The 16,773-nt window shown below is 63.0% G+C and carries 14 protein-coding genes and 1 pseudogene; 6 read left to right on the top strand and 9 right to left on the bottom strand.

The annotated features are described in order from the left end of the window. Nucleotides 1-5: 5 nt before the first annotated feature. A pseudogene (locus tag OKW27_RS11800) lies at nt 6-3,120 on the bottom strand (transglycosylase domain-containing protein). Nucleotides 3,121-3,428: 308 nt separating this feature from the next. Continuing rightward, complete coding sequence (locus OKW27_RS11795; RefSeq protein WP_090806904.1) at nt 3,429-4,367, bottom strand: LysR family transcriptional regulator; 939 nt, start codon at nt 4,365-4,367, stop codon at nt 3,429-3,431. Between the two features lie 159 nt (nt 4,368-4,526). Between OKW27_RS11795 and OKW27_RS11790 the strand changes: the two genes are divergently transcribed. The 3 genes from OKW27_RS11790 (at nt 4,527) to OKW27_RS11780 (ending at nt 7,687) form a co-directional block, all read left to right on the top strand. Further along, nucleotides 4,527-5,459, top strand: a complete 933-nt coding sequence (locus OKW27_RS11790; protein ID WP_429333559.1) for a dihydrodipicolinate synthase family protein — start codon at nt 4,527-4,529, stop codon at nt 5,457-5,459. A 107-nt stretch (nt 5,460-5,566) separates the two neighbouring features. Beyond that, nucleotides 5,567-6,856, top strand: coding sequence for an NAD(P)/FAD-dependent oxidoreductase (locus tag OKW27_RS11785; protein WP_429333558.1), 1,290 nt, complete (start codon nt 5,567-5,569; stop codon nt 6,854-6,856). Nucleotides 6,857-6,961: 105 nt separating this feature from the next. Next, the gene (locus tag OKW27_RS11780; RefSeq protein ID WP_429333557.1) at nt 6,962-7,687 is read left to right on the top strand and encodes a TetR/AcrR family transcriptional regulator; all 726 of its coding nucleotides are present in this window, start codon (nt 6,962-6,964) and stop codon (nt 7,685-7,687) included. Between the two features lie 102 nt (nt 7,688-7,789). Here OKW27_RS11780 and OKW27_RS11775 read toward each other — a convergent pair whose 3' ends face one another. Genes OKW27_RS11775 through aroQ form a run of 3 tightly spaced genes read right to left on the bottom strand, consistent with a single transcriptional unit; the run spans nt 7,790 to nt 10,622 of the window. Then, complete coding sequence (locus OKW27_RS11775) at nt 7,790-9,169, bottom strand: MFS transporter (RefSeq protein WP_187617331.1); 1,380 nt, start codon at nt 9,167-9,169, stop codon at nt 7,790-7,792. A gap of 50 nt (nt 9,170-9,219) precedes the next feature. Then, a complete protein-coding gene (locus OKW27_RS11770) occupies nt 9,220-10,170 on the bottom strand; it encodes a shikimate dehydrogenase (RefSeq protein ID WP_429333556.1) in 951 nt (316 codons plus the stop codon). Further along, entirely contained in the window at nt 10,167-10,622 is a 456-nt protein-coding gene (aroQ, locus tag OKW27_RS11765; protein ID WP_429333555.1) for a type II 3-dehydroquinate dehydratase, read from the bottom strand. The genes OKW27_RS11770 and aroQ overlap by 4 nt, the downstream gene beginning before the upstream one ends. A 319-nt stretch (nt 10,623-10,941) precedes the next feature. Between aroQ and OKW27_RS11760 the strand changes: the two genes are divergently transcribed. The 3 genes from OKW27_RS11760 to OKW27_RS11750 all read left to right on the top strand — a co-directional run bounded on the left by OKW27_RS11760 (nt 10,942) and on the right by OKW27_RS11750 (nt 13,743). Beyond that, nucleotides 10,942-12,834 carry a bifunctional sugar phosphate isomerase/epimerase/4-hydroxyphenylpyruvate dioxygenase family protein gene (locus OKW27_RS11760; protein ID WP_429333554.1) on the top strand — a complete coding sequence of 631 codons (1,893 nt, stop codon included), beginning with the start codon at nt 10,942-10,944 and terminating at the stop codon, nt 12,832-12,834. A 168-nt stretch (nt 12,835-13,002) separates the two neighbouring features. Continuing rightward, on the top strand, nt 13,003-13,335 hold the full coding sequence (locus OKW27_RS11755; RefSeq protein ID WP_090806920.1) for a hypothetical protein: 333 nt from the start codon (nt 13,003-13,005) through the stop codon (nt 13,333-13,335). Nucleotides 13,336-13,488: 153 nt separating this feature from the next. Next, nucleotides 13,489-13,743, top strand: a complete 255-nt coding sequence (locus OKW27_RS11750; protein ID WP_090810191.1) for a hypothetical protein — start codon at nt 13,489-13,491, stop codon at nt 13,741-13,743. Nucleotides 13,744-14,016: 273 nt separating this feature from the next. Here OKW27_RS11750 and OKW27_RS11745 read toward each other — a convergent pair whose 3' ends face one another. From OKW27_RS11745 to OKW27_RS11730, 4 genes are all read right to left on the bottom strand, one after another. After that, nucleotides 14,017-14,307: a contact-dependent growth inhibition system immunity protein gene (locus OKW27_RS11745; protein ID WP_429333553.1), complete on the bottom strand. Its 291-nt coding sequence runs from the start codon at nt 14,305-14,307 to the stop codon at nt 14,017-14,019. A gap of 10 nt (nt 14,308-14,317) precedes the next feature. Then, the gene (locus OKW27_RS11740; protein ID WP_429333552.1) at nt 14,318-15,154 is read right to left on the bottom strand and encodes an RNase A-like domain-containing protein; all 837 of its coding nucleotides are present in this window, start codon (nt 15,152-15,154) and stop codon (nt 14,318-14,320) included. Nucleotides 15,155-15,588: 434 nt separating this feature from the next. After that, a complete protein-coding gene (locus OKW27_RS11735; protein ID WP_429333551.1) occupies nt 15,589-15,918 on the bottom strand; it encodes a hypothetical protein in 330 nt (109 codons plus the stop codon). A gap of 17 nt (nt 15,919-15,935) precedes the next feature. Next, nucleotides 15,936-16,703: an AraC family transcriptional regulator gene (locus OKW27_RS11730; RefSeq protein WP_090806925.1), complete on the bottom strand. Its 768-nt coding sequence runs from the start codon at nt 16,701-16,703 to the stop codon at nt 15,936-15,938. Nucleotides 16,704-16,773: the final 70 nt, after the last annotated feature.

Below are 16,773 nucleotides of genomic sequence, written 5' to 3'. Positions count from 1 at the left end.
GCGATTCACTGCGCGGCAACTTTCGTCGCCGCGGGCGTCGATCCCGCCGGCGCCGCCGTCGCGGTTTTCTGAACCGGCTTGTCGAGCAACGGCTGCAACGCCGGTGCCATCGACTTCAGCAACTGCACCGCCAGCGCACTCGTGAAGTCGTAACGCGCGGCATACGGCTCGTGCACCCACGCGGTCAACGTGCCGTAGAAGCGGTCGCCGAGCGCGAACACGAAGGTCGCGCTGCGATTCACCTTGCGCGACTCGATCAACCGCGCGCCCTTCGCGTACACGTTCAAGCGCTGATCGCCGGTGCCGGTCTTGCCATAGACTTCGAGCGTTTCGCCGTTCGGGAACGTCATGCCTTGCGCGAGACGCCTCGCGGTGCCACCCGTCACGACGTCGCGCAACAGCATCCGCACCTCCCCGGCAATCTCCGGCGACACCTGCTGCTGCGGCGCGACCACCGCGCGCCTGAAATGCGTTTCGTACGGCGTGTCCTTCGCGAAGTCGATTTGCGTCAGCGTTTCGGTCGGCACCTTGTTGCCGCCGTTCGTGATCACGCCGATCAGTTGCGCGAGCGCCGCCGGACGATCGCCCGACGCGCCGATCGCCGCCGCATACGAGGGCGTCAGCGACGCGAACGGATAGCCGAGGGGCCTGCCACGATTTGCCGATCGCGTCGTAGGCGCGCAGTTCGACCATGCGCTTGATGCGGTGATCCTGGGTCACGTGATAGCGCGTCTTGAAGAGCCACGAGTAAGTCGACAGGCGCACGTCCTGGCTCGCGGCTTCGATCTGCGCCAGCGTCGCATCCGGATGCGAGCGCAGGTAGTTCAGCGTCCATAGTTCGAGCGGATGGACACTCGAAATATAGCCGCGGTCGTTCAGGTTGAAGCGGTTGATGCCGTACTTGTCGTACAGATTCGCGAGATCTTCGTCGTCGAGCATCGAAGCCGCCGGCGTGTTCTTCAGCGCCGCGTACATCAACTTGTTGAACCACGCGTTCGATTGATCCGGCGCGACGCTGCGCAACGCGGTCGCCACTTTCGGGGGCGACTTGCGCACCCCGAGCAGCAATAGCGTGATCTGCTGGTCAGGCGTCTTGCCGTGGTACTTCGTGTAGAAACGCTTCATGTACACGCGGCTTTCCTGATCGGCGAAACGCGTCAGGTACATCTTGCGGGTCGCCGGATCGCCGAGCCATTGCGACGACGGCCCGGTGGTCTGCACCATTTCATAGTGCACGATATCGCGCATCAGCCGCACGAACACGAGGTTCACCGAATGCTGGAACGCGCGATGCACGGTCAGGATGCGGCTGTTGTCGTCGGACTCGAAGTTCGTGAAGGTCTGCGCGCCGCCGCCCGTAAAGAACGTTTCGCCCGGGCTCGCCGAGTATTTACGCTCGACGGCGGCGTCGAGCATAGGCTGCAGCGAATGGTCGCGCGTGTGAAGCAGATAGTCGATCGCCCAGCGCGTCAGCCGATCGTTCGGATCGGGCGTGATCGCCTTCAGCTGGGCATTGCTCAGCGATGCGTACCGTGTGTGCAAATCGGTGACGATCTGCAGATACGTGATGACGGTGCGCAGTTTCGCGGTCGAGCCGAGGTTCAGGCGCGCGCCGGAATTGATGTCGAACGGCTGGTTCACGCTATCGGTCTGCACGCGCACGAGGTTCGCGTCGCCGTGCCGCTCGAACAGCGTGAAGCTGTAGGCGATATGCGACGGATCGTCGGACCCGCGCAACATTTCGTAGCCGACGAGACCCGCGGCCTTCGCGCCGTCTTTCGTCGCGGCGGCGGCGAGGCGCTCGGCAACGGCTTGTTGCACGTCATTGTTCAGCGTGCCTGTCGCCTGCACGTCGAGGCGGTCCAGTTCATAGAAACTACGCACGCCGAGCGCGGCGAGCAGATGCGAGCGCATCGACGTGACGGCCTTGCGCGACACGAACGAACCGAGATCCGGTGTGCTGCGCGGCGCGCGATGCAGTTCGACGTGCGCCGCCAGCGCCGCGTCGCGCAACTGCTCGGTGATCACGCCGCCACTCGCGAGCAGCCGCATGTAGCTGTCGGTCAGCCGTTCGAGCTCGGGATAGCCGCGCTGCAGAAAAAACGACGGCGCGCGCTGCGCGATCATCAGCGACAGCACTTCGCGAAACGCCAGACCCTGGTCGGGCAGATTTGCTTCGGTCGACGGCGCCTTCAGCAGCCGGTTGGTCTCGCGGAAATCGCGCCCATACCAGGCGGCGAGCCCATCGCCGATACCGTTGATTTCGCCGACGCCGGGCTGCGCGGCAAGCGGCACCGAGTTCAGATAATGGACTACGATCTGTTCGCGCGCGGGCAGCGTTTGCGGTCCGTTCAGATAAGCGCGCACCGACGCCGACGCGATTTGCCGCAGCTTTTCCGGCGGCGTCGCGGTGCGGCCGCCCGCCGAGTGACGGAATTTCTCGATCTGCGTCGCGAGCGTGCTGCCGCCGGGCGTCTGTTGATGACGATTGAACACGCGCGCGCCCTGGTCGACGAGCGCGCGGCTGAAGCGCCCCCAGTCGATCGCCGGATTGCGGTTCGGCTGATCCGGATCGAGCAGATAGCGGTCTTCGATGAACAGCAGCGAATTCACCACGAGCGGCGGAATCGCGCCGAAGCTGTCGTACACGCGACCGGGAAACTGAGCGCTGTATAGCGGCACGCCGGTGCCGTCGAACAATTGCAGGCCGGCCGTGTCTTTTTCGTCGTAAGGCAGGAACAGGCCGTCATCGGCTAGCGAAAGCATGCGTTCTGAATCGCGCGCCTGCGAGCTGATTTCGAAGCCACGTTGCAACAGACGCTGCTGGATAGCCGGCAACAGCGCGTAGCCGAGGCGCGCGTCGTACGGGCCCTTGTCGGCTTGCGGAAAGCGGATGGAATGACTGGGACCGTCGGTGACCGAAAAGGCGACGTCGCGGGTCAGCTCGGAAAGGTACCGCGCCTGCAGTCGCGAGGTCTCGATCTCGATCTGCACGAGCCGCGCAATCAGCGCCACCGCGAGCAGCAAAAACGCGCCAAGCCCCCATTTGAGCCAACGCCAGCTCCGCACGGTCACGGTGCTGGTCACGCGAAGCGGAAACCGAAGCGGTGGCCGATTCATGGCTGCTCTCCCCGAGCGATGGCCAGGGGGTCGAGCCTGGCTCAGTTCATTCAAAGCAGTGTAGCTCGGAACGAGAAACCCTCATCGGTTCGGATTGATGCGACAGTGTCGCGGCTACAACACCTGCTGGCGTCGGATGACAAAACGCGAACCGGCATGAGATATTGAAGCTCTTTCACACGAACAACAAACCGCCTTTTCGGGCGGTTTTGCCGTTTCTGGCGGGCCTTGCCGAAAGAAAGTCGCTTTTTGGCTGGCATTCTTACCGGCAACCGGGCGGACAGCGGAGCAACCTGTTTGCGCAGCGCCTAAATTCGCGCTTTCGTCTGTGCACGCAACAGCGCGATAAACCGTTCCGCCGGCGGCGACAGCACGCCGCCCTTGCGCGTGACGATGCCGAACGTCTGCGATGGCGATTTGAGCCTGACCGGCACGACGCGCAGCATCTTGTGCCGCACGAACGGCCCAGCAATTGCACTCGGCAGCAGCGAAACGAGTTCGGCGCTGCTTTGCAGCAGTGCAACTGTCACGAATGTGGAAGCCGTCGAAATCGGATTGTCGGGCATGTCGAGGCCGGCGAGATCCATCTCGCGTTCGAGCAGCGCATGCAGCGGCATGTGTGACGGATACATGACCCAGCGATGCCCGGCGAGATCGCGCAACATCATCTCGCGGCGCGGCAACGGCGCATGCTGATAACCGACCACTACCGCCAACGGCTCGTCGCCGAGCGGACGATACTGATACTTCGACGGATCGGCCGCGACCGCCGCTCGGCCGACCACCAGATCGAGCCGCCCGTCGTCGAGCTGCGCGAGCATTCGTGCGCTGGTGTCCTCGACCACTTCGATCGACAGACCCGGTTGCGCCGCATGCAATTGATTCAGCGCGGGCACCACGCAGTCGGGAATCGCGCCCATGATCGCGCCGAGCGCGAGCCGCCCGCCGCGCCCCGAACGAATTTCGGCGACGTCCTGGCAGAGCGCGGTCAGGTCCGACGTCACGACGCGCGCATATCGGATCACGCAATGACCGAGCTGGTTCGGGATCATGCCGCTTTTCGAGCGCTCGAAAAGCGGCGCGTCGAGCATCGATTCGAGCTCCTGCAGCGCCTTGCTCGCCGCCGATTGCGTCATCGACATCACGCCGGCCGCTTTGTGCAGCGATTTGTGATCGTCGAGCGCGATCAGCAGATGCAGCTGCTTCATGCGCAGCTTCGACAGCAGGACGCTGAGCGTGTCTTTCATCGGTGGGGTGAGTCGCAAAAGCGATCACGATATGGAAACAATTCAATATACCCGCGAGGCCCAGCGCCGTATAGTCGCCGAAGGAGACATTCATCCAGTTGCGCCGCCCGTTCGCGGGCTCGAGCGCAATCCTTCCATCCTCGTACGGACCACATCGCCATGAGCCAAGCGTCACACTCTCCCGCCCTGCGCGGCGTCTTCCCCGTCGTGCCGACGATCTTCGACGACGCCGGGCGTCTCGACCTCGAAGGCCAGAAGCGCTGCCTCGATTTCATGATCGACGCCGGCTCGAACGGCCTGTGCATTCTCGCGAACTTCTCCGAGCAGTTCGCGCTGTCCGACGACGAGCGCGACACACTGATGCATCTCGCGCTCGAACACGTCGCGGGCCGCGTGCCGGTGATCGTCACGACCACGCACTTCAGCTCGTACCAGTGCGCGGAGCGCAGCCGCGCAGCGCAGGCCGCGGGCGCCGCGATGGTGATGGTCATGCCGCCGTATCACGGCGCGACGATCCGCATCGGCGAGCGCGGCGTCTACGAGTTCTATCGTACGGTGTCCGATGCCATCCAGATTCCGATCATGATCCAGGACGCGCCGGTCAGCGGCACGCCGTTGTCCGCGCCGTTCCTCGCTCGTATGGCGCGCGAGATCGACAACGTGTCGTACTTCAAGATCGAAACGCCGCAGGCCGCGAACAAGCTGCGCGAGCTGATCGAACTGGGCGGCGACGCGATCGTCGGTCCGTGGGACGGCGAGGAAGCAATCACGCTGATGGCCGACCTCGATGCGGGCGCGACCGGCTCGATGACGGGCGGCGGTTATGCCGATGGCATCCGCCTGATCGTCGATGCCTATGCGGCCGGTGATACCGAGGCCGCCGCCGTGCACTATCAGCAGTGGCTGCCGCTGATCAACTACGAGAATCGCCAGGGCGGCCTCGCATCGTGCAAGGCGCTGATGAAGGAAGGCGGCGTGATCGGTTCGGACGCGGTGCGTCACCCGCTGCCGCAGATGCATCCGGCGACGCGCGAAGGACTGTTGAAGATCGCACGCCGGCTCGATCCGCTGGTGTTGCGCTGGGGTCGATAACGCAGAACGAAGCGCGGCGGGGCGCCTGTCGACGTGCGCGCTCACGCGGGCTGGACGGGCACACGCGATTGCCGCTAACCTAGGGCGTGTCCACAAGCTCGCGCCCCATGCAAAGTTTCTACGAAGCCACCGTCACCCGCTCCTCCGCCTACGCGCCGCTCAACGGCCGACGCAGCGCGCACGTCTGCATCGTCGGCGGCGGACTTGCGGGACTCTCCACCGCGCTGGGACTCGCCGAACGCGGCGTCGAAGACGTCGTCGTGCTCGAGGCGCAGCAGGTCGGCTTCGGCGCATCGGGACGCAACGGCGGCTTCGTGTTCGGCGGCTACAGCCTCGATTGCGCCGACCTGCTGAAGACGCTCGGGCCGACTCGCGCGCGCGAACTCTATGCGCTGACCACCGACGCGGTCGAGCTGATGCGCAAGCGAATTGCGCGCTATCGGATCGATTGCGACGCGACCGATGCCGGCGTGATCCTCGCGAACTGGTTCGACGAACCTGCGCGTCTCGAAGCGCAACGGCGTCTGATGCGCGATTCGTTCGGCGTCGACTGGGAACCGATCGCTGCCAACCAACTCGCCGCGCAACTGAAAACGAGCCGCTATCACGGCGGCCTGTTCGAGCGCAACGCGTTCCATTTTCATCCGCTCAAGTACGTTGTCGGCGTCGCCGCGGCGGCCGCGCAAGCGGGCGTGACGATACACGAGCGCTCGCCGGCCGTCAGCTTGCGGCGCGACGGCGCGGGCTTCGTCGTCGAGACGCCGCAAGGTGCGCTCGACGCGCGTCACGTCGTGATGGCGGGCGGCGGCTATGCACGCAACGTGTACGCGCGCGTCGAGCGCGCGGTGCTGCCTATCGCCACATACGTGATGGCAACGGAGCCGCTCGGCGAACGCTTGCACGACGCAATCGCCACACGCGCCGCGGTCTATGACACCCGCTTCGCGTTCGACTACTACCGCCCGTTGCCCGACACGCGCATCCTGTGGGGCGGCCGCATCTCCGTGCGCGACCGCGAGCCCGAGGCGATCGCGCATCTGTTGCGACAGGACCTGCTGAAGGTCTATCCGCAGCTGCGCGACGTGCGCATCGAGCACGCATGGGGCGGCCTGATGAGCTACGCGCGACACAAGATGCCGCAGATCGGCCAAAGCACGGACGGCGTCTGGTACGCGGTCGGTTTCGGCGGACACGGCATGGCGCCGACCACGGTGTCGGGCGAACTGCTGGCCGCGGCTATCTCCGGTGAACGGCCGGTGCCCGACGCGTTCGCGACCTTCGGCCTCACGCGCACGTACGGCGCGCTCGGCCTCGCGGCCGCGCAGCTCACGTACACCGCAATGCAAACACGCGACGCACTTGCCGCGCGCCGCCGGCCCACGCGCCCGGTCGCGTAAGCGCCACGCAAGCTCCTTCGAGATGCCTTCGTCGATGCCCGGGACCCACGCCAGAGGCCCATTTCGCCATGCTAGAATGCGCCGTCACTGCCGCTCGAAACCACAATGAAAAAGGGAAGCAAGGCCGCCGAGCCTGATACCAACGGCATCGTGTCTGGCACGCCGCACGCCGACGCGCGACGTACCGGCGCCAGGCGTACCGACGCCCCTCGCAAATACGATCCCGAGCAGACTAAGCGCAACATCCTCGACGTCGCGACCCAAGAGTTCTCCGCGATGGGGCTGACGGGTGCCCGCGTCGACGCGATCGCGGAACGCACGAACACCACCAAGCGCATGCTGTACTACTACTTCGGCAGCAAGGAAGGGTTGTACCAGGCGGTGCTGGAAAAGGTGTATGGAGACATTCGCGCGCTCGAACAGGACCTGCACATCAGCGAACTCGATCCGGTCGAAGGCATGCGCGCGCTGGTCGAATTCACGTTCGACTACCACGACCGCCAGCGCGATTTCGTGCGCCTCGTGACGATCGAAAACATTCACGGCGCGAAGTACGTCGAGCAGGTCAAGACGTTCAAAGGACGCAACGTCACCGTGATTCACACGATCGAGGATCTGCTCGCGCGCGGCATCGCGGCGGGCCAGTTCCGCAGCGACATCGATCCGATCGATCTGCATCTGATGATCAGCTCGCTGTGTTTCCATCGCGTGGGCAACCGGCATACGTTCGGCACCGCGTTTGGGCGCGATCCGTCGCATCCGCGGCTGCGGGCGCGGCATCGGGCGATGATCGTCGATGCGATCTTGCGGTTCGTGAAGAAGGAAGATTGACGCCGGTTGCGCGGCGACCGGCTGAAATGGAAACGGGATGTGGTGAAAGCCACATCCCGTTTTTTATCGCTTCGAGAAACGCAGCGCGTTCAGCGGGAAGACTCAATCCACCAGCACGATCCGCTTGATATCGCCGACGACGAAGATATAGGACAGCGCGCCGATCAACGCGATGACACCGATAAACACCAGCGCGCCCACGAACGAACCGGTCGCCGCGACGATCAGGCCCACCACGAGCGGCGTCACGATACCCGCCAGGTTCGCGGCGAAGTTGAAGATGCCGCCGGTCACGCCGAGCAAGCCCTCGGGCGCGATATCCGACACCAGCGTCCAGCCGAGCGCGGCCATGCCCTGCGCGAAGAACGCCACCGACAGAATCGCGATCACCACGACGTTGCTCTCGACATAGTTGGCGAGAATGATCGTCGACGCGAGCAGCAGACCCGCGATGATCGGCAGCTTGCGCGCGACGTTCGGCGATTTGCCACGGCGCAGCAGCCAGTCGGAGAACACGCCGCCGAACATCACGCCGATCGAAGCCGCGATGAACGGCATGATCGCGAAGAAGCCGATCTTCAGCCACGCCATATGACGTTCGGTGGCGAGATACGTCGGGAACCACGTGAGGAAGAACACCAGCGTCGAATTGCCCGCGAACTGGCCGAGGCAGATGCCGGTCAACTGGCGATGCTTGAGCAGTTGGCCAATCGTGCCCCATTGGAAGCCGCTCTTCTTCGATGCCGCCGTATCGGCTGCACCCGCGGCCGCACCCGCGACATCCTTGTTGCGTTGCGTGAGACCGCCGCCCGCCTCGATATAGTCGAGCTCTTCCTGATTCGCCGACGGATGATCGCGCGGCTCGCGATACAGCAGCCACCACACCACGCCGAACGCGATACCGACGCCGCCGACCACGAGGAACAGCGAGCGCCAGCCGAATGCGCCCATCAGCATGAACAGGAACGGGCTGAAAAACGCGAGGCCGATATATTCGCCGACCGTGTAGGTGCCGGTCGCCATCGCGCGCTCGCTTTGCGGAAACCACGTGGCGACCACGCGGCTATTGGTCGGAAAGCATGGCGCCTCCGAAACGCCAAGGCCGAGACGGAAGGCGAACAGCCCGCCGATGCTCCCCACGAGCCCTTGCGCGAGCGTGCAGAGCGACCAGAACGTCATCGACAGGAAGTAGGTGAGCTTGCTGCCGAAGCGGTCGAGAAACAGGCCGCCCGGAATCTGCGAGGCCACGTAGCTCCACGAAAACACGGAGAACAGCAGGCCCATCAGCGCGGCGTTGATGCCGAGCTCCTTCGTCAGCTGCGGTGCCGCGATGCCGAGCACGGTGCGGTCGAGATAGTTGATCATCGTGCCGACCGCGAGCAGCGCGAGGATCTTGTAACGGGCCTTCGAACGGCGCGCGGGGCTCGCCGCCTTGTTCTGCGCGGGCGAGCCCGCGGAGCTGGATTGGAACGATTGCGTCATGGCGTGCTTGTCTCCTCGATCAGCTTGGGTGCCGGTCTCTACGCGGCCGGTTAGCGTTGCAACAACGATTGAAAGTGGGTGTAGACGCGCTCGGCGTCCGGCTCGAGGCCCGTGAAAATACGCATGGCGTCGACCGCCTGGTAGACCGCCATGCCGCCGCCACTCAGCGTGCGGCAGCCAAGCGCCTCGGCCGCCTGCAGCAGCGCGGTGCGAATCGGGAAATAGACGATGTCGGCGACCCACAGGTCGCGGTGCAGCAATTCGGCCGGCAGCGGCAGGCCCGGCATTTTAGCCATACCGGTCGGGGTAGCGTGAATCAGGCCTTGCGCGACGCCGAGCGAATCTTCGAGCGACGTGCCCGCGCTGACCTTGGCTTTCGGGAAACGCGCCTGCAACTCGTCGGCGAGCGACTGCGCGCGGGCGGCATCGACGTCGAACAGCGTCAGCGACTGCGCGCCCATGTTCAGCGCCGCATGCGCGACCGCCGCGCCGGCGCCGCCGGCGCCAAGCTGCACGACGCGTTCCAGCGACACGTCCGGCAGGCCGCGCTGGAACGCACGCGCGAAGCCGGACCAGTCGGTGTTGTGACCGATGCGCTTGCCGTCCTTGAACAGCACGGTGTTGACCGCGCCGAGCGCGCGGGCGTCGTCGGACAGTTCGTCGAGCAGCGGAATCACCGCCTGCTTGCACGGATACGTGATGTTCAGGCCGTTGTAACCCATCCGTTCGGCCGCCGTCAGCAGCTCCGGCAGCGCGGCGGTGTCGAGCTTCTGCGCATCGAGATCGATGCGTCGATAGACATAGTGCAGTCCGAGCTTGCTGCCCTCTTCCTCGTGCATCGCGGGCGTGAGCGAACCGCTGATGCCCGAGCCGATCAGGCCGACCAGAAAGGAGTGGGGAGTGGCCCGCAAGCTCGCCTGCGCATTGGCCAACGCGGCGATCTGCGCGTCGGTCCGGGAATTTCCCCGAGTGTTCGCTTGAGTGTTCGCTTGAGTGTTCATTTCGCCGCCCTATTCTTAAGAATCGTCGCCATCCGTTCCAGCGCGAGCACATAGCCCTGCGTGCCACAGCCGACGATGATCGCGTCCGCCACCGCCGACACGTACGAGTGATGCCGGAACGCTTCGCGCCGATGCACGTTCGAGATATGCACCTCGATGACGGGCTTTTCGATCGCGCTCAATGCGTCGGCGATCGCGACCGACGTATGGGTGTAAGCGGCCGGATTGATCACGATGCCGTCGACCTTGGTGCGCGCCGCGTGCAGCCAGTCGATCAGCTGATGCTCGGCGTTCGACTGGCAGAAGTCGATCGCGAGGTCGAGGCGCTCGCCCGCGTCGCGGCACAGCGTCGCGACGTCGTCGAGCGTTTGCGCGCCATAGATGGCCGGCTCGCGCGTGCCGAGCAGATTGAGGTTCGGTCCGTTCAGGACCAGTACGGAGGCAAAGCTCATGACAACGACTCCCGCAAAATAAGGCGCGACTCGAACCGCGGCACCCGCGGCGGTTCTTCGACGCATGGCGAAGTGTGCGCGCATCGGCCGTCGTCGTCATTCGGGGTTTCTACGAATTTGTACCATCTAGTTAGTTTGTATAGACTATCGAAACTCCCGGGTAGTGTGGGGTATTCTGGCCTGCGTCTTGCTTCAGTACGTAACGAACTAGCTCGTTTTTGCGCATTGCAGCAAGCCCGGCAGGCCGCGCCTCCAGGCGCGCCGCCGCGGTTTTTCCCTGAGTTTCCCCCTCGTTTGTCCGTTTTTGCAGGAGCCGTTCATGCAACGTTCGATTGCCACCGTGTCGATTAGCGGCACCCTCGTCGAGAAGCTGAGCGCGATCCGCGCGGCGGGTTTCGAAGGTGTCGAAATCTTCGAGAACGACCTGCTGTATTTCGACGGCTCGCCCGCCGACGTGCGCCGCATCGCCGACGACCTCGGCCTGAAGATCATGCTGTTCCAGCCGTTTCGCGATTTCGACGGCGTCAGTCCCGAACGGCTCGAGCGTAATCTCGACCGCGCGAAGCGCAAGTTCGACGTAATGCACGAGCTAGGCACGGACCGCATCCTCGTGTGCAGCAACGTGTCGCCGGACACGATCTGCGACGACTCGCTGATGATCGACCAGTTGGGCGCGCTCGCCCGCGCGGCCGAAGCGGCTGGCGTGCTCGCCGGTTACGAAGCGCTCGCCTGGGGCAGGCACGTAAAGACCTATCGCCACGCGTGGAAGCTTGTCGACGCCGTGAATCATCCAAATCTCGGGCTCGTGCTCGACAGCTTTCATACGCTGTCGCTGAACGACACGCCCGACGCAATCGCCGACATTCCTGGCGAGCGCATCGCGTTCGTGCAGATCGCGGACGCGCCGAAGCTTGCGATGGACGTGCTCGAATGGAGCCGCCACTACCGCTGCTTCCCCGGCCAGGGCGACTTCGATCTCGCGAACTTCACCGCGCAGGTCGTCAAAGCTGGCTACAAGGGCCCGCTTTCGCTGGAAATCTTCAACGACGGCTTTCGCGCCGCCCCCACCACGATCACGGCCGCCGATGGCCATCGCTCGTTGTTGTTCCTCGAAGAGCAAACTCGCGCGCTGCTCGAAGAGCAACAGCAGCCGCGCAAAACGACAGGCGGCCTGTACCGCTCGCCCGCCGCTCCCGCGCACGTCGGCTATCAGTTCCTCGAATTCGCGGTCGATCACACCACGCGCACGCAGCTAGCCGACTGGCTCGGCAAGCTGCGCTTTCGCCAGGCCGGCCAGCATCGCTCGAAGGACGTAACGCTGTATCAGCACGGCGCGGCCTCGATCGTGCTAAACGCCGAGCCCGACTCGTTCGCAAACGCGTTTTTTCAGCAGCATGGTTTGTCGCTGTGCGCATCGGCGTTTCGTGTCGATAACGCGAGCCACGCATTCGAGCGCGCGGCCGGCTTTGGCTACGCGCCGTTCTCCGGCCAGATCGGGCCGAACGAGCGCGTGCTGCCGGCCGTGCAGGCGCCGGATGGCAGTCTCAACTATTTCGTCGACGAAACGCCCGATCAGCCCACGCTGTTCGAGGCCGATTTCGTGCTGACCGACGTCAACGGCCCGACCGAGGTGGGACCGCTCGAGCGCATCGATCACGTGTGTCTGTCGGTGCCGGCGAGTGCGCTCGATACGTGGGTGCTGTTTCTGCGCACCGCGTTCGGCTTCCTGGCCGAGCCGGGGGTGCTCGTTCCCGATCCGTACGGCCTCGTGCGCAGCCGCGCGCTGCGCAGCCCCGACGGCTCGGTGCGGATCGCGCTGAATGCATCGGTGGATCGCCATACGGCGGTGGCCGAGGCGCTGCACACGTATCACGGCTCCGGACTGAACCACGTCGCGTTCAGCACCGGCGACATCTTCAGCGCTCTCCCCGAGTTCGTCGCCGACGGCGTGCCGATCCTGCGCATTCCGCGCAATTACTACGACGACCTCGCGGCCCGCTACGCGCTGTCCGACACGCTGCTCGAAGCGATGCGCGCGAACAATATCCTGTACGACCGCGACGAACGCGGCGGCGAGTTTTTCCACGCTTATACGGAGCAACTCGACCAGCGCTTCTTCCTCGAGATCGTCGAGCGGCGCGGCGGCTATGTCGGCTACGGCGCGGCCAATGCGGCGGTGCGGCTCGCGGCGCAGGCGCAGCGGCGCAAGTAACGGGCGGACACCGGAGGCACGACGGCGGCTTCGTCATTGGAAGTCGCCGCGTCGATACGGATTTCGTCTTTTCAGGCAGGCGACCTGCGTCCCCGATCGGGACAGGCTCGCCGTCTCGATATAATGGCGCCTGCTCAGCCGAATCGCCGAATCAACGCCAGGAGAGATATGAAGAAGTTCGCTGCAGTCCTGTCCCTTTCGCTACTGCTCAGCGCTTGCGCGTATTTCCAGAAAGACCCGGATTCCGGCGAACCCGTCACGGACACGACGACACAGCGTTCCGTCGACGACGTGGTCGCCTGTCTGACGCAGATGGCCAATCATCACAACGCCGCGTTCAAGTCGACCGGGATCCCGCAGGGTCAGATGCTCGACTTCGGCGACTCGAACGTCGTCAAGGTACGCAGCGACAACGGCGCGACAACTTACCGTTTCTATGCGGGCAAGCGTCATGTAAGCAACCTGTGGATCGAATCGGCAAGCAAAACCTGCGCGCCATAAGGCTTTGTGGCGCATAAAGGCGAAGTTGCAGGCGCCGGAATCTGATCCATTGCAACGTTCATGTCACGGTGTTACAGGACAATGGAGTCTTAAGAATCGTTTAAGACTTCGTCCGCAAGATCCCCGGACATGTCCCCGCACGAGGTGCGCTCCATGAATCAGCCCGAAATCAACACCAACGAAACACCGGCCAAACGGCCTACTATCCTGCGCCGTCTGTTGAGCCATCACGAGCTCGCGACGCTGCTGCTGCTGCTGCACGCGCCGATCGATGCATCCGCAAAACCCGAAATTCCGCAGCTTTACGAAGCAGGTCTCGTCGAGACCGTTTCGAACGATGCGGGCACGCCGCATATCCGTCTGACGTCCGAGGGTAATGCGGTGTTGCGAGGGCTTGGGGTGAAGTAAGCAGATCGGCTCGCGACCCGGTCATCTGAGGCCGCGTCAACGCTTTGCGTTGACGCGGCTTTAATGAGATGGTCAGCCCGACTAAAACAGCCCGATCGACTTACGCTGATCGGGCTGTTTCCTTTTCGGAGATCGCCAACTTTACTTCCATCTCCTGCGCACCGCGGTAAGGCATCGGGTTGAACACTTCGTATAGTTCAGTTCGGGCATCAGCCGTAAGCCGTAGTCCCGCACATAGGTTGTAGACGCGCCGTCAGATGGTGCGATCGGGGACTACTCGCTTAGGAGTCGCTTCAACTCCTGAAGAAATGAGGCGGTCGTGTGACCCCACGGCTCTGGAGCGAACTCGTGCCCATACATCTGTTCGAATGCAATATCGAGATCATGTGGGTGCCTTTTCTCAAACCTGTCTATTTCAGCAAGCATTGATTTATGGTCCGCCACCGGACTATCTCTTTTGTAGCATGCAACAATAGCAGGAATGGTATCACCCCATATATCGAAATCCTGATTCAGATAAACACCAAATAATTGGCTCAGTTCAGGATACTCAGAATGTCGCATTTATCCGACCTCAGTATAGATACGCCGTCAGAACGTAGTATGGCATGCCGTTGTAGGTTTCATATTTCAGAACCACGTGCACGATACTCATTTCTGTCAAAACACCTGTTTTTCTGGATATTCCGTAACCGACCTTCCTCCCCACATCTTTTTCCAATTCGAGTGGCTTGTTCCGAGATGCAGACTGCGCCCATATTTTGATGCGAGACGCGTCGTACCGCATAACCTCTGAAATTGCCCATTGCGCACACTGCAAATTCCTAAACGACGAAACCGTTTGCCGCTTTGGTTCACGTACTAGTCGCTCGCGCAACTGCACTTCAGTGCGCCCCACATGCTTTTCGAGTGTATGCCCACCAATCCTTGGATGGAGCGCTTTCGCCTCGTGCATTTCCAGATCGATCCGGCCCATCGTGACGCTCGCCGCGCGTGCAGCTTTGATTGAGCCAGCGAAGCCGAAGGGCACGATCATCTCAAGCGACAGACCGATATTGTTCGCCATGTCAGGACTGGCTTTCATCGCCTCGGCAAGCTTTGCGGCACCGCGTTGGGTGAGCGTGCTGGTATCCTGCGCAGTCCAGACCTGTCGCAGACCCGCCACCGCCGTGTCCGAGCCATGCACGCCAAACACGACGCAACCGACCTTGCTTGCCATCGTCGGCTCTGGCAGCACGCATAATGCACCCGCGCCGACCATTTCCAGTACACCGCCGAGAACCTGCCAACCGCCCCATAGTCGGTTGGCAAGCATCTCAGTCGGGCTAATTGACTGACGGGCCAGTACAGCTGCCAGTTGCGGGGCGCTCAGTACAATGCGGACGCCGTCTGATTCATTCGCCTGTGACATGCAAAAAATCCTCTTATTACTATCGGATCTTCACGCTAACAGGTCGATTCACCATCTGGCTATGGGCGACGGATGATTCTGACAGAACATGCTGTAATTTCTAAAGCGTTTTAAGCAAGTACGAAAGATCAAGATGATCGCTGGCAAACCACATAGAAACTGTGCACCCATATCGGCTCGAATAATCCGAGAAGCCAGATGCCTTAGAAACCAGGAAACATCCAATTCGTAACGCGTCTCTCGATCTCATTAAAAAGCGCCACGAATCGCTTTGGGAGCCCGCCCCCTACGATGTCGAGGCTTGGGGCAACTTTGTGCTGGTCGTTTCGGGATATATCGTCGCCATCGCAATCGTAGTGCCGGCAAGCGTCATCGCATGGCGGCGAGCACATTGAGCACGATCGTCACAATGGAATTCGGCCGCGTCAAGCCTTTCAAGCCTGCCATACCCCATACCCCGCCTCGCGCAGCCCGATAGCCAATTCCACTTCCATATCCTGCGCGCCGCGGTAAGGCATCGGGTTGAACGCTTCGTACAGTTCGGGCATCAGACGCAGGCCATAGTCGCGCACATAGCGATTCGCCTGAATGCCCGCCTTGTGCCGATCGAAGCGCAAGTCCGGGTCGAGCCCCGTCATGCCGACGTACACGCACGGCTTGTCGAAACGGTAACCAGGATTCGCGCGACGAAAGGGCGCCTCGTTCCACACCTTGTCGTCGAGCGCGACGACGTACACGTAGTAGTGATGCGCGCGACCCGCCATGACACGTGCGACGCCGTTCAGCCGCGCAGCGTACCGTGCAGCAACATCCGGTATTCGGTCGGTGTGACGCCGACGGTCGCCTTGAATTGCCGTGTGAACGCGCTGTGATCGGTGTAGCCGCAACGCGCGGCGACGTCGGTGACCTTGTCGTGCGACACCAGCAGCGCGGTCGCCGCATCGAGTCGCGTTTTCAGGAGCACCTGGCGCGGCGTCAGATGAAACACCTTGTGAAAGTAGCGCTCCAGCTGCGCGACCGACATGTCCGCCATCGCCGCAAGCTGCTTCAGGTTCAGCGGCTGCACGTAATTCTGCTGGATCGACTGCACGACGGCGGCAAGCCGGCTGTAGGCCGGATGGCTGCTTTCGTCGGCTTTCAGATCGCGGGAGATGCCGGCGAGGCCGACCACCTTGCCCGTCGCATCGCGCAACGGTTGTTTGCAGGTCAGGCACCAGCCCGGTTGACGGCCCGGATACAGATGCAGTTCGAGCTGATCGAGCATCTGGTTGCCGACGCCGATGATCGCCTTGTCCTGCGCGGTATAGATGCGCCCGAAGCGGCGCGGAAACACGTCTTCCGCGGTCTTGCCGAGCAGCGCGGCCTTTTCCTTGAAGCCGCAACGCGAAGCGAGCGTGCGGTTGACGAGCGCATACCGCGCGTCGGCGTCCTTGACGAAGAACACGACGTCCGGCATTGCATCGAATACCGGCTCGAGCAACCTGAAATGCGACAGCATGCCGGACAACGTCGTATCGTCAGTTTCGAGCGGATGCGCCAGCGTGTTCATCGTGCGGTTCCGTGGGTGCGTGCCTGGTTGATTGCGTTAGGTTGCGTTCGCGGATCGCTGCGCCGGTGCG

It is taken from the genome of Paraburkholderia sp. 35.1, from assembly GCF_050436525.1.
GTDB lineage: Bacteria > Pseudomonadota > Gammaproteobacteria > Burkholderiales > Burkholderiaceae > Paraburkholderia > Paraburkholderia tuberum.
This window is presented reverse-complemented; position numbering and strand designations above follow the sequence as displayed.